Consider the following 16,115-nt stretch of genomic DNA (forward strand, 5'->3'; position numbering starts at 1 on the left):
TCCTAAGGAGGTGGCCAATGTGCCATTAACACCGCTAGATATTCACAATAAGGAGTTTACAAAAAGTTTTCGTGGATATGATGAAGATGAAGTGAACGAATTTTTAGATCAGGTAATCAAAGATTATGAATTAGTAATTAGAGAGAAGAAAGACTTACAGGAAAAAATGACCCAGCTTAATGAGAAATTAGGACATTTTACAAATATTGAAGAAACGTTAAATAAATCTATTTTAGTAGCTCAAGAAACAGCTGAAGATGTGAAGAATAGTGCTACGAAGGAATCTAAATTAATAATTAAAGAAGCAGAGAAAAATGCAGATCGTATTATTAATGAGGCTTTAAGTAAATCACGACGGATTTCCATAGAAGTCGAAGAGTTAAAAAAGCAGGCAAAAGTATTCCGTACACGATTAAAGATGTTAGTTGAAGCCCAACTGGAAATGATTGAAACAAATGATTGGGATGATTTATTTGATACAGAAATGGCGGAAGAACTTGAATTAATTGAAAATGAATCGTAAATCTTGACGAAATCTGGAATTTTACATATAATTCTTAAACAAGGTAATAAAATAATTTAAAATACGTTGATGGAGACAGTATAGAAGCGAGTTTACTGTTTAAGCGAATCAGGGTATGGTGAAAGCCTGATACAGTAATGCTTTTAGAATATCACTCCAAAGTATCCATTATGAAAAATAAGTAGTATTGGACGGTTCATCCCCGTTAAGGATTTCGAGTGAATTTAAAATAATCTTATTTTAAATTTATAAGGGTGGTACCGCGAGTCTTCTCGTCCCTTTTAGGGGGATTTGAGAAGGCTTTTTTAGTATATGATTGAACATAAGGAGGAAGCAAGATGGATTATAAGGACACGTTACTAATGCCTAAGACAAAATTTAAAATGCGTGGTAACTTACCAAATAAAGAACCAAAGAGACAAGAACTTTGGGAAGAAAATGAAATTTACGAGAAGGTTCAAGAAAGAACGAAAGGAAGACCTTCTTTTGTATTACATGATGGACCTCCATATGCGAATGGTGATTTGCATATTGGTCATGCGTTAAATAAAATTTTGAAGGATATTATTGTCAGACAAAAATCGATGAGTGGGTATCATGCTCCATATGTTCCAGGATGGGATACGCATGGTTTACCTATCGAAACAGCTTTAGGAAAAAATAAAAAAGTAGATCGTAAAAAAATGAGCATTTCAGAATTTAGACAAAAATGTGCGGAGTATGCATTAGGTCAAGTTGATGGTCAACGGTCTCAATTTAAACAATTGGGTGTAAGAGGGGACTGGGATAATCCTTATCTCACTTTAACTAAAGACTTTGAAGCAGCACAAATTCAAGTATTTGGTGAAATGGCTAAGAAGGGGTATATCTACAAAGGGTTAAAACCAGTTTATTGGTCTCCATCATCAGAGTCTGCTCTAGCGGAAGCAGAAATTGAGTACCATGATAAACGTTCTCCATCTATTTATGTTTCATTTAATGTAACAGACGGAAAAGGTGTATTAGATGAAGGGGATAAAATTATTATCTGGACAACAACACCTTGGACCATTCCTGCAAACTTAGGAATTAGTTTACATCCTGACTTAGACTATGTAGTAGCAAAAGTTGGAGGAGACAATTTTGTAGTTGCTCATGAATTGTTTGAAACAGTAGCAGATGAGTTAAGTTGGGAAAACCCAGAAGTAATAAAAACGTTTAAAGGTAAAGAAGTAGATAAAGCTGTTGCTAAACATCCATTCTATGATCGTGATTCAATTGTAATGCTAGGTAAGCATGTTACCACTGATGCTGGTACTGGTTGCGTTCATACTGCACCTGGACATGGGGAAGATGACTTCTTTGTTGGAAAAACGTATGGTCTGGAAGCTTTATCACCATTAGATGATAAGGGTGTATTTACTGAACAGGCGCCAGGTTTTGAGGGAATGTTCTATGACGATGCCAATAAAGTTGTAACTGAAAAGTTAGAGCAGAATAATGCATTATTAAAAATGTCATTCATTACACACTCATACCCACATGATTGGCGTACGAAAAAGCCAACTATTTTCCGTGCAACTTCACAGTGGTTCGCATCGATTAAAGATTTCCGTCAAGATATCTTAGACGAAATTAAGGAGATTAACTGGTACCCAAGCTGGGGAGAAACTAGGTTATATAACATGGTTCGTGACCGTGAAGATTGGTGTATATCTCGTCAACGTACATGGGGTGTACCTATTCCTGTATTCTATGGAGAAGATGGAACACCAATAATTACCGATGAAACGATTAATCACGTTTCAAACTTGTTTGCTGAATATGGTTCTAATGTATGGTTTGAAAGAGAAGCGAAAGATTTGCTACCTGAAGGATTCACCTCTGAGCATAGTCCGAATGGTAAATTCACGAAAGAAACAGATATCATGGATGTTTGGTTTGATTCCGGTTCTTCTCACCAAGCTGTATTATTAACTAGGGAAGGGCATAAGCGACCAGCAGATTTATATTTAGAAGGAAGTGACCAGTACCGAGGATGGTTTAACTCTTCTATCTCAACATCCGTTGCTGTAACAGGTAAAGCACCTTACAAGAATATTGTAAGCCATGGGTTTGTTTTGGATGGTAACGGTCGTAAAATGAGTAAATCATTAGGAAATGTTATTTTTCCGTCAAAAGTATTGAAACAGTATGGAGCGGATATCTTACGTTTGTGGGTTGCCTCTGTTGATTATCAAGCAGATGTTCGTATTTCCGATGATATTCTAAGACAAATCTCAGAAAGTTATCGAAAAATCCGTAATACGTTCCGGTTTATGCTTGGAAACTTGGCTGACTTTGATCCAAAAACGGACCGTGTGGAAGATGCAGATCTAGAAGAAGTAGATCGTTACATGTTAAATCGTCTACAGCAATTGGTTGCAAGTGTTAGAGAAAGTTATGATAGATTTGAGTACTCTCCTATTTACCACAGTATTCATAACTTCTGTGCAGTAGATTTAAGCTCATTCTATTTAGATTTTGCAAAGGATATCCTATATATCGAAGCAGCAGATAATAAACGTCGCCGTAGTTTGCAAACTGGTTACTATGAAATCCTTAAAACCCTTGTACAGTTATTGTCTCCAATTATACCTCATACTGCAGATGAGGTATGGGAGTTCATTCCAGGAGTAGAAGCAGAAAGTGTACAATTAACGGATATGCCAGAGCCTAGAAAACTAGCTGACTTTGATGAAGAAAAATGGACTCACTTTATGAAAGTTCGTGACGATGTTCTTAAAGCGTTAGAAGAAGCTCGTAATGAAAAAGTAATTGGTAAATCATTAGAAGCAAGAGTAACTATTGTGCCTAAAGATGAAGATACAAAGAAAGTATTAGAGTCGATGGAATACTTACACCAATTATTGATTGTATCTGAAGCGGTTGTTGCTGATACTACAGAAGGTGCAAAAGAATACCGTTATGTTGATGTTACCGTTGAAAACCATCCCGGTGAAAAATGTGAACGTTGCTGGGTATCATCTGATACAGTAGGCGAAGATCATGATCATCCAGAATTATGTACTCGCTGTGCTGGTATTGTTAAAGAAAACTATACTGCTTAGATTAGACATATAATAAAAAGCTCCCCAGAGTTTTGGGGAGCATTTTTTTTGACTTTATAAGTTCTAAAAACTTGTTGTTAATACAGAATTTGTATAGACTGTGGATTACTTTAATTAAGAATACTGCTATATACCCGCTACGGAAATACACTCCGCTTTCCGCGGGCGCTGCTGAGCCTACTCCGAGCTATCGCTCTACGTAGTCTCACCTAGGCTTTTCATCCCACAGGAGTCTCCGTGTATTTCCTTCGCTAATTTAGTGCTTTTTAACTTCCAAGCGTGTTATAAAGGCTCTATAGATATAGCCACTACTATTAAGCAGGTTGATTGGAGCGGAGGGCAGTCGACTCCTGCGGGAAGATAGGCCTAGATGAGACCCCGCAGTGCGATAGCACGAGGAGGCTCATCAGCCGCCCGCGGAAAGCGACTGCCCGGAGCGGAAATCAACAACGCACTCCATTAGGTATTTATTCTTAATTAAATAAATCAGCACTTTATATCAACTATGCATTAAAGTTAATCTAAACTATGAATAGGCCAAATACCAAGAAGCAAGTTTCTGCAGTTAACGCTTATTCTTGAAAAATTGTAGCATAACATATAAGATAAATAAGACCTTAGAAAGAAGAATCGGGGGATATCTGATGTTTTGGTATTACATCATTGCACTCATTATTATTGGAATTGACCAAATAACAAAATGGATAGTTATAACTTCCATGGAGTTAGGTGAACGTATTAGTATGGTGGAAGGCTTTTTTTATTTGACCTCACATCGCAATCAAGGAGCAGCATGGGGAATCTTGCAAGGAAAGATGGGCTTTTTCTATGTTGTAACAGTGATTGTCGTAATAGGTGTTATTTATTACATGCAAAAGTATGCACGAAATGATAAATGGTTAGCTTTAGGGTTAAGCTTTATATTAGGAGGAGCAATTGGTAACTTCATTGATCGTTTATTTAGACAAGAAGTAGTTGACTTTTTTGATTTCTACATATTGAATTATAATTTCCCAATCTTCAATGTGGCGGATTCTGCATTAACAATTGGAGTTATTCTCTTTATTATTGCTACCATTCTTGATGAATTAAAGAAAGGAAAATCCAAATCATGAGTTCTCATCAACATGTTGTTACAGATGACCAGGCTAAAAATCGAATTGATAAAATCTTATCAGAAATAAATCCGGAAAATTCTCGTTCACAAATCCAAACTTGGATAACAAAGGGGCATGTGACTGTAAATAACGAGAAAGTTAAAGCGAATTATAAATGTCTTATGGGTGATAAAATCGAATGGACTATCCCAGAAACAGAACCACTGGAACTAACCCCAGAGAATATTCCATTGGATATTGTTTATGAAGATAGTGATCTGTTAGTGGTTAATAAACCTAAAGGAATGGTTGTTCATCCATCTGCAGGGCATGGAAGTGGTACTTTAGTTAATGCCTTACTTTATCACTGCCATGATTTATCAGGTATAAATGGAGTAGAGAGACCTGGTATTGTTCATCGTATCGATAAAGACACAAGTGGATTATTGGTTGTAGCAAAGAACGATTACACGCATACTAATTTATCTGAGCAATTATCATCGAAAGATATGAAGCGAAAATATGAAGCAATTGTACATGGTGAAATTCCTCACGAGACTGGAATAATTGATGCTCCGATAGGAAGAGATCCTAAAGATCGACAAAAGATGGGGATTGTTGATCAAGGTAAGCCGGCAGTTACGCATTTCCGTGTGCTTAACAGTTATCCAGATTATACCCATATAGAATGTCAACTGCAAACTGGAAGAACGCATCAGATACGTGTGCATATGAAATATATCGGTTATCCACTTGTTGGAGATCCAAAGTATGGACCAAGAAAAACATTAGATACAAATGGTCAAGCATTACATGCGAAAGTGTTAGGTTTTACCCATCCAAGAACAAACAAATGGTTGGAATTTGAAATGGAAGCACCGAGCTATTTTAAGGAAACACTAAACTATATTCAAAAAATGTATTGACATCACGTTATGAGTTTGAAATAATAGGTTCAGTTAAATAAATGCCCTTTTAAACATTAGTCCCGTGAGGCTAACAAAGGAACGGAATAATACTTTAACTATAAGTATATTCAAAATCCCTTTTTCTCATGGAAGAAGGGATTTTTTATGGAAAAATTTTAGCAGTAAGGGAGTGCAGGCTAAATGAAGAAGAAGACCGAATTATTAGATGCTGCTGCAATGAATCGTGCCCTCACAAGAATGGCTCATGAGATATTAGAAAAGAATAAGGGTGGAGAAGATCTCGTTCTTGTAGGCGTGAAAACAAGAGGAGTTCCACTTGCGAAACGTCTCCAAGAAAAAATTATGCAAATTGAATCTATAGAGGTTCCAGTTGGGGAGCTTGATATTACATTATATCGGGATGATTTAGAAAAAACTACACAGAGTGCAGACCCAGAACTAAAATCAACTAATATTACTGTCGAACTTACTGGCAAAAAAGTAGTTTTAATTGATGATGTCCTTTTTACTGGTAGAACGGTACGTGCAGCATTAGATGCTGTTATGGATATAGGAAGACCATCATTGATTCAATTAGGAGTTTTAATAGATAGAGGGCACCGTGAATTGCCAATTAGAGCTGATTATGTCGGGAAAAATATTCCAACTTCTGAAAAGGAAATTATTGTTGTTCAACTATATGAAACAGATAACGCCGAAATGGTGTCTATTTATGAAAAATAAAATAATACGTTCAACTTTTAATTAAATCCAGAGAGATTTAGAAGGTTGTTTTAGATAGCGTGTATGATATTTATGAATCTACACGTCTACCTCTTTGCAGCCTTTTATGCAAAGAGGTTTTTTTATTATTCATGCAATTTAAGGAGGAGCTATGAAAAACTTTATTTCTGCAGATCAGCTTTCGAAAGAAGAGATCTTTAACGTATTACAAAGAGCAGAGTATTATCGTTTGAAAAACTATAAGATAAAAGATCAAGTGTTTGTAGCAAATCTTTTTTTTGAACCGAGTACAAGGACAAAAATGAGTTTTACCGTAGCTCAAAAAAAGTTAGGTTTGGAAGTATTAGATTTTCATTCGGAATCATCTAGCGTATTAAAAGGTGAGTCCTTATATGATACAGTCAAAACATTTGAAGCAATTGGGGCTAATATGCTTGTGATTCGACATGAGTCGGATAAATGGTTTAAAGATCTGGAAAATAAATTATCGATTCCTATAATTAATGCAGGAGCAGGAAAAGCGGAACATCCAACACAATGTATGCTTGATCTTTTAACCATTTATCAGGAATATGCATCCTTTAAAGACTTGAAAGTAGCTATTGTAGGAGATATCAAACATAGTCGAGTAGCAAAATCCAACATGCAAGCATTACAGAAATTAGGTGCAGAAGTGTATCTTTGCGCAGCACCAGGATTTGAGGATGACGACTTGCCTGGAACGTATATCTCGATGGACGAGGCAGTGGAAATTTGTGATGTCATGATGCTATTAAGGATTCAGCACGAGAGACATGTGCATAAAACAGAAACATCGAATTATTTAGATTTATATGGACTAACCAGATTAAGAGAAAGAAAAATGAAAAAGCACGCCATTATTATGCATCCAGCACCGATTAATCGTGGTGTGGAAATAGATAGTGATTTAGTAGAGTGCTCGAAATCACGAATCTTCAAACAGATGGCTAATGGGGTTTATATAAGAATGGCAATTATGATGTATTTATTAGAAGAATGGGGGATTATTCGTGAAAAAAATCTTGAAGAATACAAAACGTATGCTGCCGTCAAATGAAATGGAATCTTGTGATATTTTAATCGAGGATAAAGCGATAAAGAAAATTCAACCTGGAATTACCGAAGAAGCAGATATAGTAATAAACTTAGAAGGCAAGCTTGTCTTACCGGGGTTTATCGATGTTCATATACATTTGCGAGAACCAGGTGGAGAGCATAAAGAAACAATTCTAACGGGTACGAAAGCTGCCGCTCATGGTGGTTTTACTACTGTTTGTGCAATGCCTAATACCAATCCGGTCCTAGATAATGTGGAATCTGTTGAGGCGCTATTTGACAAAATACACGAGGATGCACAAGTAAGGGTGTTGCCATATGCATCCATTACGAAAAATCTAAAGGGTGAAGAATTAACGAATATAGAAAAACTTGCTGAAATGGGCATTTTTGCGTTTACAGATGACGGAGTCGGAATACAAACAACAGACATGATGTTTGAAGTAATGAAACGCGCTCAAGCTGTAGGAACTCCAATTGTTGCACACTGTGAAGATAATTCGGTTGTCTATGGCGGGGTTGTACATGAGGGGAAAGTAAGTGAATCTCTAAATCTGCCTGGTATACCTTCAATAAGTGAATCTGTACAGATTGCAAGAGATGTATTGCTGTCTGAAGCAACTGGTAGTCATTATCATGTTTGTCATGTTAGTACGAAGGAATCTGTTCGTGTCATTCGTGATGCGAAACGAGCAGGTATAAATGTTACTGCGGAAGTAACTCCACATCATTTGCTACTAAATGAAGAGGATATTACGATAGCCTCTACGAATTTTAAAATGAATCCACCTCTTCGCGGGAAGAAAGACCAAGAAGCCTTACTTGAAGGTTTACTTGACGGAACCATAGATTGTATTGCAACGGATCATGCGCCACACGCTGTTTGGGAAAAAACTACTGGCATGATGGATGCACCATTCGGAATTGTGGGTTTAGAAACAGCGTTTAGTTTGTTATATACCCATCTCGTAAAGACGAGTAAAGTTACGTTAAAACAATTGGTAGATTGGTTAACTATCAGACCAGCAGAAGTATTTCAACTGCCTTATGGAAGATTAGAAGAAGGTAGTGTAGCAGATATTACAGTTGTAGATTTAGAGAAAAATACGATTATAGATAAAGAGACTTTTCATTCAAAAGGAAGAAATACACCGTTTGATAATTGGAACGTTTATGGTAAGCCGGTGTTGACGATGGTTGAAGGTAAAGTTGTCTATATCGATGAGGGGGATTTACATGGTTAAGCGACAGTTGATACTTGAGGATGGAACAGTTTTTAATGGAACTGGTTTTGGTAGTGAACGTTCGCAGACAGGTGAAGTTGTGTTTAACACAGGAATGACAGGATACCAGGAAGTAATTACTGATCCATCGTATTGTGGCCAAATTATTACGATGACATATCCACTTATTGGAAATTACGGTATTAATCGGGACGATTTTGAAACAGTTACACCATTTATTAATGGGTTAATTGTAAAGGAATTAAGTTCTGACCCATCCAACTTCAGAAGTGAAGAGAGTTTAGACCAGTTTCTAAAGGCCCATGATATACCAGGAATATCAGGAGTTGATACTAGAAAGCTAACCAAAATCATTCGGAAGCATGGGACGATGAAGGGGATAATTGCTGACATAGATCATTCAAAGGAAAAGCATCTTAGTGAACTGAAAACTACAAATTTGCCGAGTAATCAGGTAAAACGTACTTCAACTATTAAACCTTATGTTGTTCCTGGACGTGGAAAAAGAATTGTTATGGTTGATTTAGGTGCCAAACATGGGATATTGCGTGAATTGACAAAGCGGGATTGTCACATTACCGTTGTACCGTATAACTATAGTGCAGAAAATATTTTACGGCTAAAACCGGATGGTATGGTGCTAACGAATGGCCCTGGAAACCCGAAAAATGTTCCAGAACCTATTGAAATGATTAAGCAAGTGATTCGTAGGATTCCTATCTTCGGTATTTGCTTAGGACACCAACTATTAGCACTAGCAAATGGTGCGGATACCGAAAAAATGAAATTTGGACATAGAGGAGCTAATCATCCAGTAAAAGATATTCGTACTAATAAAACCTACTTGACATCACAGAATCATAGTTATGCTGTTCAGGAAGCCTCACTGAAAGGGACAGGTCTAGAGTTAACACAAGTTGCATTAAATGATAAGACAGTTGAGGGGATTAAACATAGTCTATATCCAGCTTTTTCTGTACAATATCATCCCGAGTCATCACCAGGTCCAGAGGATACAAATGATTTGTTTGATGAGTTTTTAACGATGATTCAAAAGAATCAAAAACAGAAAGAGGTTGAAATCTATGCCTAAAAATATAAAGTTAGAAAAAATACTTGTTATTGGTTCTGGACCTATTGTCATTGGTCAGGCTGCTGAGTTTGATTATTCTGGAACACAGGCTTGTCAGTCATTGAAAGAAGAAGGTTATACGGTTATCTTAGCAAATTCGAACCCTGCAACAATTATGACCGATCATACAGTTGCAGATAAAGTTTATATGGAACCACTCACAATCGAGTTCTTAACAAAGATAATCCGTAAAGAACAGCCAGATGCCTTGCTCCCTACTTTAGGAGGCCAAACGGGGTTGAACTTAGCAATTGCACTTGAAGAATCTGGGGTGCTAAACAAATATAGTGTTGAATTACTTGGTACTTCTTTAGAAGCCATTGAAAAAGCGGAAGATCGGGAAAAATTCAGATGCTTGATGCAAGAATTAGAGGAACCTGTACCTGAAAGCAGTATTGTTCATACGGTAGAAGAAGCTCTCCACTTTGCGGAGCGTATAGGCTTTCCATTAATTGTTCGACCTGCGTACACACTTGGCGGAACTGGCGGAGGAATGTGCTATAATAAAGCAGAACTGGAAGAAATTACTAGAAATGGTCTCACTTTATCCCCTGTTAAACAATGTCTAATTGAAAGAAATATTGCTGGATACAAAGAAATAGAATATGAAGTAATGCGCGATAAGAATGATCAGGCAATCGTTGTTTGTAACATGGAAAATGTAGATCCGGTTGGAATCCATACAGGAGACTCAATTGTTGTTGCGCCCTCTCAGACTTTGAGTGACAGAGAATATCATATGCTGCGTAATGCGTCATTAAAAATCATTCGTGCCCTAAAAATTGAAGGTGGGTGTAATGTTCAGCTAGCATTAGATCCAAACAGTTTTAATTATTATATTATTGAAGTAAACCCAAGGGTAAGCAGATCGTCAGCACTTGCATCTAAAGCAACTGGCTATCCTATTGCAAAAGTAGCGGCAAAAATAGCAGTTGGTTATACTTTAGATGAAATTATAAATCCAATTACTGGTACGACATTCGCTATGTTTGAGCCATCTCTAGATTATGTTGTTACAAAAATACCTCGTTTCCCATTTGATAAATTCACCATGGGGAATCGCAAACTGGGAACACAAATGAAAGCTACTGGAGAAATAATGGCAATTGGTCGTAACTTGGAGGAATCTTTATTAAAAGGAATACGTTCACTGGAAAGTGGAACAGAGGAATTGTGGCAAAAAGCATTAGAAACAGAAGAAACAGAGGTATTAGTAAAACGTCTAGTCAATGCTGATGACGAACGGATATTTGTGTTAGCAGAAGTTTTTCGTCGCGGATTGACAGTAGATGATGTTTTTAACATAACGAAGATTGATCGTTTCTTCCTAACTAAAATCCAACGTCTTGTTCAATTTGAGATCGAGTTAGTAAAACGACCGTTTTCTATTGAATTAACTCGGTTAGCTAAAGAGGTAGGGATAGCGGATGCCCAGATTGCCAGGCTGTGGAATGTAGCTATTGATGAAGTATATAATTTTCGGATGAAAGAAGGAATATATCCAGTTTACAAAATGGTAGACACCTGTGCAGCAGAATTTGAGTCTGAAACGCCTTACTTCTATAGTACATACGAAGATGAAAATGAATCTATTGCATCAGGCAGTAAGAAAATCCTAGTATTAGGATCGGGACCAATACGTATTGGCCAAGGAATAGAATTTGATTATGCAACTGTCCATTCAGTACTTGCTATAAAAGAGCTGGGATATGAAGCAATCATCATGAACAACAATCCTGAAACGGTATCTACGGACTTCAGTATCTCTGATAAACTTTACTTCGAACCTTTAACATTAGAAGATGTTATGCATGTTGTAAATCTAGAGAAACCTGAAGGAGTTATCGTACAATTCGGTGGCCAAACAGCTATTAATCTAGCAGAAGGACTGGAGCGAAGAGGGGTTCAAATTCTAGGAACAAGCCTTGAATCTATTGATCGTGCAGAAGACCGCGATAAATTTGAAGATTTATTAGACGAACTTGAACTATTAAGACCAAAAGGTAAAGCGGTTCGTAATTTAGAGAAGGCTAAAGACGTCGCAAATGAAATAGGATATCCCGTACTAGTACGTCCATCTTATGTTATCGGAGGAAGCAAGATGGAAATTGTCTATAGTGATGATGAACTCCACCGCTATTTACAGAAATCAGATCACATTAACCCTGAACATCCGATATTAATAGATAAATATGTAACAGGAATTGAAGTGGAAGTGGATGCAATCAGTGATGGAGTTACAACAATTGTTCCAGGAATTATGGAACATATTGAGCGTTCTGGTGTTCATTCAGGGGATTCTATGGCTGTCTATCCTCCACAACGAATCAATGATACAATCAAGCAAAAATGTATGGAAGCAGCAAAGAAAATCTCTGAAACTCTTTGTGTGAAAGGATTAATTAATATCCAATTTATTGTAAAAGGTGAAGATGTCTATATTTTAGAAGTTAACCCAAGAGCGAGCAGAACCATTCCTTTTTTAAGTAAAATAACTGGGGTAGCAATGGCGAATATTGCAACAAAATGTATCTTAGGTACAAAGCTGTCAAATATGGGTTATCAATCTGGTATATTACCAGAGAAAAATCTAGTTTCTGTAAAAGTTCCAGTTTTTTCATTCGAAAAACTTCGAAGTGTAGATACGATTTTAGGTCCAGAAATGAAATCAACTGGGGAAGCCATAGGCTATGATCAGACATTGGAAAAAGCTTTGTATAAAGGATTAGTCGCTTCAGGAATAAAAATACCTCAGGAGGGCGGCGTTCTATTAACTGTTGCTGATAAGGATAAAAAAGAAGTCGGTGAAATTGCAGAGCGTTTCCATCAGCTTGGCTTTCAGTTATATGGAACGAAAGGAACGGCTGATTTTGTAGAGAAGTTAGGTATTCCAGTCATACAAGTAGAGAAAGTAGGGTCAAATGCTCCAAACATCTTATCAACCATTGAAAATGGCCATGTCCAATTTGTCATTAATACATTAAATTCTGGTAAAAAGCCGCGATCAGATGGTTTCCTTATTCGCCGGGAAGCAGTAGAACATGGCATTGCATGTTTAACTAACTTAGATACAGCGAATGCAATACTAAATGTTATTGATTCCACTACATTTAGTGCCAAACCAATGATTAGTAAAAATAGCAAAGAGGCAGTGGTACTATGATAAAAAAAGAAAAGATGCGTGTTATCTCATCTAGACAAGTTGCGAAAGACACAACAGAAATGGTGTTACAAAATACGTATATAAGTGAGACTTCAGTACCTGGACAGTTTCTGCATATTTTCCTTGACGGGCATACTTTAAGACGACCAATCTCTATTGCTGATATAAATAAGGATAGACAGACTGTAACAATTCTTTTCAAAAAACTCGGGGATGGAACCGAACAATTGGCTAAGGTTACTGAAGGCATGTTATTAGATGTTCTCGGACCAAGTGGTAATGGTTTTGATATGTGTTTGGAAGAAGGAGATACTGCGTTATTAATAGGAGGTGGGATTGGAGTTCCTCCTATGTATTCTCTTGGTAAAAAGTATAGTGAACGTAATATACAGGTTGTGTCCGTTTTAGGTTTTCAATCAAAGGAATATGTTTTTTATGAAGAGAAGTTTAAAGAACTAGGAAAAACCCATATTGTTACCAATGATGGTTCATATGGTGCTAAAGGTTTTGTGACAGATGTTTTATGCAAAGTTAGAGGATTTGATCACTACTATTCTTGTGGTCCAATCCCGATGCTAAAATCAGTAAAAAATACACTGGAAGGTAAGCGTGGATCTATTTCATTGGAAGAACGTATGGGGTGTGGTATTGGTGCTTGCTATGCGTGTGTAGTACCAGCACAAACAGAAGAAGGTTATAAAAAGATCTGTAGTGATGGACCTGTGTTTGATGTCTTGGAGGTTGTACTATGATGAATTTAGAAGTTCATTTACCTGGTTTAAACTTAAAAAATCCCGTTATGCCAGCTTCTGGTTGCTTTGGTTTTGGAAGAGAATACAGTCAGTTTTATGATTTAGGCAAATTGGGTGCAGTAATTATGAAAGCAGCAACTGGTGAAGCAAGACTGGGGAACGATACACCACGTGTAGCTGAAACTTCATCGGGTATGTTAAATGCTATTGGTCTACAGAATCCTGGGGTGGAAAAAATCATAGAAAATGAAGTGCCATTTCTGGCAAAATATGACACCGCTATTATTGCTAATGTAGCAGGAAGTACTTTGGAAGAGTATGAATTCGTAGCGAGTACTTTTAATGAGGCAAAGGATGTATGTGCATTAGAGTTAAATATCTCTTGTCCTAATGTTAAAGAAGGTGGCATTCAGTTTGGAACAGACCCATATATGGCAGCAAAAGTTACCGAAAAGGTAAAGGAGGCCAGTAATCTCCCAGTATATGTTAAGTTATCTCCTAACGTAACAGATTTTGTTTCGATGGCAAAAGCAGTGGAAAAAGCAGGAGCAGATGGTTTATCTATGATTAATACCATAACTGGCATGCAAATTCATTTACCAACTCAAAAACCACTACTCTCCAATAAAACTGGAGGGTTATCAGGTCCAGCGATTAAGCCGATAGCAATTCGAATGATTTATGAAGTAAAACAGCAAGTGTCTATTCCTATTATTGGTATGGGTGGAATTAGCAATGCAGAAGATGTACTGGAATTTCTGCTTGCAGGAGCAAGTGCTGTGGCTGTGGGAGCTGCTAATTTCACAAATCCTTTTATTTGCTCGGAAATTATTGATAATTTACCTAGTACGTTAGAAAAGTATGGCATTAACTCGGTGCAAGATGCAATCGGAAAGGCGGTCTTTTAATGGAAAGAGATTTTATATACACTGCGCTTGATTTCCCTACTTGGAAAGAAACCGAAAAATTTTTGGAAGTAAATGAGTTTCATGGTATTCCGGTAAAGGTGGGAATGGAACTATTTTATCGAGAAGGACCTGCAGTAATAGAAAAATTAAAGAGAAGAAATCATTCTATCTTTCTAGATTTAAAGCTTCACGACATACCTACCACTGTGAAACGTGCGATGCGAAATCTCTCGGAACTTGGTGTGGATATCGTCAATGTGCATGCTCTCGGGGGGAGTCAGATGATTCAGGCGGCAAATGAGGGCCTGGCAAATGGTAGTTATCCAACTAGATTAATAGCAGTTACCATCCTGACATCTATGGATAAAGAGGTATTAAATAATGAATTATTGATTCCGGGAGATATAATAGAAAATGCAGTTTACTTCGCTAAATTTTCCCAAAATAATGGAGCAGATGGCGTGGTATGTTCTGTTCATGAAGCCAAGCAAATTAAAGAGAACTGTGGCAAGGATTTCTTAACAGTAACTCCAGGAATACGTTTGGCAGATTCAGAGTCTAATGATCAAAAAAGGATTTCTACACCCAAGTTTGCAACAGAGAATGGATCAGATATTCTTGTTATTGGAAGAAGTATTACACAAGCAGAAAATCCAAGATTAGCATATGAAAAAGCGCTAAGGGAGTGTAACATTTGATGAAGTTAAGCCAGGAACTAGCTCGAGATTTATTGGAAATTAAAGCCGTGCAGATAAATGCAAATAATTATTTCACATGGACATCTGGAATTAAATCACCAATATATTGCGACAATCGTTTAACGATGACCTATCCAACTATACGCCGCAAAATCGCAGAAGCATTTGTTCACAAAATAGAAGCAATGAAAATAAAACCGGATGTCATTGCTGGTTGCGCAACAGCAGGTATCCCCCATGCCGCATGGTTAGCAGACAGACTAAATCTTCCAATGGTTTATGTCCGTTCAAAACCAAAAGGACATGGAAAAGGAAATCAAATCGAAGGTGCAATTCATAAAGGCCAAAAGGTTGTTGTAATAGAAGACTTAATATCTACTGGTGGTTCATCTATAGAATCTGCAAAAGCATTGCAAGAAGAGGGTGCACAAGTACTAGGTGTTTTTGCTATTTTTACATATGGTCTAGAGAAATCCAAGGTGCAGTTTGCTGATGGAAATCTTCCATTTGAAACGATTACAAACTTTGATGAATTAGTAGATGCACTGGTTGAAGACGGAGAATTATGCGAGGAGGAGAAACTGAAGCTTATAAATTGGCGAAATAATTTATAAAAATCAGTGTTCCTTGTCCTGTGGGATGAGAGGCATCGGTGAGACCCCGCAGTGCGACAGCACGAGGAGGCTCACCAGCCGCCCGCGGAAATGCGTAGTGTATTTCCGTAGCGGATATAAAGCACGATTCTTAATTAAAAAATTCTTATCTAAATAATTCAGCAGT

Annotated in this window: 13 protein-coding genes and 1 other annotated feature; all 13 genes read left to right on the top strand. The window is 37.2% G+C overall.

All coding sequences use genetic code 11. From position 1 onward, the window contains the following. Positions 1-19 precede the first annotated feature (19 nt). The 13 genes from D8M06_RS00995 to pyrE all read left to right on the top strand — a co-directional run bounded on the left by D8M06_RS00995 (position 20) and on the right by pyrE (position 15,949). Positions 20-523, top strand: a complete 504-nt coding sequence (locus D8M06_RS00995) for a DivIVA domain-containing protein (protein ID WP_121202491.1) — start codon at positions 20-22, stop codon at positions 521-523. A gap of 57 nt (positions 524-580) precedes the next feature. Further along, positions 581-806, top strand: a binding site (T-box leader). A 55-nt stretch (positions 807-861) separates the two neighbouring features. Then, positions 862-3,612, top strand: a complete 2,751-nt coding sequence (gene ileS / locus D8M06_RS01000) for an isoleucine--tRNA ligase (RefSeq protein ID WP_121202492.1) — start codon at positions 862-864, stop codon at positions 3,610-3,612. A 644-nt stretch (positions 3,613-4,256) separates the two neighbouring features. Next, positions 4,257-4,727 (top strand): signal peptidase II, encoded by a 471-nt coding sequence (lspA, locus tag D8M06_RS01005; protein WP_121202493.1) that lies wholly within the window; start codon positions 4,257-4,259, stop codon positions 4,725-4,727. After that, positions 4,724-5,635, top strand: coding sequence for an RluA family pseudouridine synthase (locus tag D8M06_RS01010; RefSeq protein ID WP_121202494.1), 912 nt, complete (start codon positions 4,724-4,726; stop codon positions 5,633-5,635). The genes lspA and D8M06_RS01010 overlap by 4 nt, the downstream gene beginning before the upstream one ends. Positions 5,636-5,818: 183 nt before the next feature. Beyond that, a complete protein-coding gene (gene pyrR / locus D8M06_RS01015) occupies positions 5,819-6,361 on the top strand; it encodes a bifunctional pyr operon transcriptional regulator/uracil phosphoribosyltransferase PyrR (RefSeq protein ID WP_121202495.1) in 543 nt (180 codons plus the stop codon). A 151-nt stretch (positions 6,362-6,512) separates the two neighbouring features. Beyond that, positions 6,513-7,439, top strand: coding sequence for an aspartate carbamoyltransferase catalytic subunit (locus D8M06_RS01020; protein WP_121202496.1), 927 nt, complete (start codon positions 6,513-6,515; stop codon positions 7,437-7,439). After that, positions 7,393-8,682 (top strand): dihydroorotase, encoded by a 1,290-nt coding sequence (locus D8M06_RS01025; RefSeq protein WP_121202497.1) that lies wholly within the window; start codon positions 7,393-7,395, stop codon positions 8,680-8,682. Before D8M06_RS01020 ends, D8M06_RS01025 begins: the two co-directional genes overlap by 47 nt. Then, complete coding sequence (locus tag D8M06_RS01030) at positions 8,675-9,775, top strand: carbamoyl phosphate synthase small subunit (RefSeq protein WP_121202498.1); 1,101 nt, start codon at positions 8,675-8,677, stop codon at positions 9,773-9,775. Before D8M06_RS01025 ends, D8M06_RS01030 begins: the two co-directional genes overlap by 8 nt. Continuing rightward, positions 9,768-12,977, top strand: coding sequence for a carbamoyl-phosphate synthase large subunit (carB, locus tag D8M06_RS01035; protein WP_121202499.1), 3,210 nt, complete (start codon positions 9,768-9,770; stop codon positions 12,975-12,977). Before D8M06_RS01030 ends, carB begins: the two co-directional genes overlap by 8 nt. Next, positions 12,974-13,729: a dihydroorotate dehydrogenase electron transfer subunit gene (locus D8M06_RS01040; protein WP_121202500.1), complete on the top strand. Its 756-nt coding sequence runs from the start codon at positions 12,974-12,976 to the stop codon at positions 13,727-13,729. The genes carB and D8M06_RS01040 overlap by 4 nt, the downstream gene beginning before the upstream one ends. Beyond that, positions 13,729-14,637 carry a dihydroorotate dehydrogenase gene (locus tag D8M06_RS01045; protein WP_121203068.1) on the top strand — a complete coding sequence of 303 codons (909 nt, stop codon included), beginning with the start codon at positions 13,729-13,731 and terminating at the stop codon, positions 14,635-14,637. The genes D8M06_RS01040 and D8M06_RS01045 overlap by 1 nt, the downstream gene beginning before the upstream one ends. Continuing rightward, positions 14,637-15,335: an orotidine-5'-phosphate decarboxylase gene (pyrF, locus tag D8M06_RS01050; protein WP_121202501.1), complete on the top strand. Its 699-nt coding sequence runs from the start codon at positions 14,637-14,639 to the stop codon at positions 15,333-15,335. Before D8M06_RS01045 ends, pyrF begins: the two co-directional genes overlap by 1 nt. Next, on the top strand, positions 15,335-15,949 hold the full coding sequence (gene pyrE, locus D8M06_RS01055) for an orotate phosphoribosyltransferase (protein WP_121202502.1): 615 nt from the start codon (positions 15,335-15,337) through the stop codon (positions 15,947-15,949). Before pyrF ends, pyrE begins: the two co-directional genes overlap by 1 nt. Positions 15,950-16,115: the final 166 nt, after the last annotated feature.

Source organism: Oceanobacillus halophilus, from assembly GCF_003628505.1.
GTDB classification, from domain to species: Bacteria; Bacillota; Bacilli; order Bacillales; family Amphibacillaceae; genus Oceanobacillus; species Oceanobacillus halophilus.

Excerpts from the sequence above, each read along its gene's own strand:
- ileS (WP_121202492.1), top strand. The coding sequence starts at position 862 with ATGGATTATAAGGACACGTTACTAATGCCTAAGACAAAATTTAAAATG.
- lspA (WP_121202493.1), top strand. The coding sequence starts at position 4,257 with ATGTTTTGGTATTACATCATTGCACTCATTATTATTGGAATTGACCAA.
- D8M06_RS01010 (WP_121202494.1), top strand. The coding sequence starts at position 4,724 with ATGAGTTCTCATCAACATGTTGTTACAGATGACCAGGCTAAAAATCGA.
- pyrR (WP_121202495.1), top strand. The coding sequence starts at position 5,819 with ATGAAGAAGAAGACCGAATTATTAGATGCTGCTGCAATGAATCGTGCC.
- D8M06_RS01020 (WP_121202496.1), top strand. The coding sequence starts at position 6,513 with ATGAAAAACTTTATTTCTGCAGATCAGCTTTCGAAAGAAGAGATCTTT.
- D8M06_RS01030 (WP_121202498.1), top strand. The coding sequence starts at position 8,675 with ATGGTTAAGCGACAGTTGATACTTGAGGATGGAACAGTTTTTAATGGA.
- carB (WP_121202499.1), top strand. The coding sequence starts at position 9,768 with ATGCCTAAAAATATAAAGTTAGAAAAAATACTTGTTATTGGTTCTGGA.
- D8M06_RS01040 (WP_121202500.1), top strand. The coding sequence starts at position 12,974 with ATGATAAAAAAAGAAAAGATGCGTGTTATCTCATCTAGACAAGTTGCG.
- D8M06_RS01045 (WP_121203068.1), top strand. The coding sequence starts at position 13,729 with ATGAATTTAGAAGTTCATTTACCTGGTTTAAACTTAAAAAATCCCGTT.
- pyrF (WP_121202501.1), top strand. The coding sequence starts at position 14,637 with ATGGAAAGAGATTTTATATACACTGCGCTTGATTTCCCTACTTGGAAA.
- pyrE (WP_121202502.1), top strand. The coding sequence starts at position 15,335 with ATGAAGTTAAGCCAGGAACTAGCTCGAGATTTATTGGAAATTAAAGCC.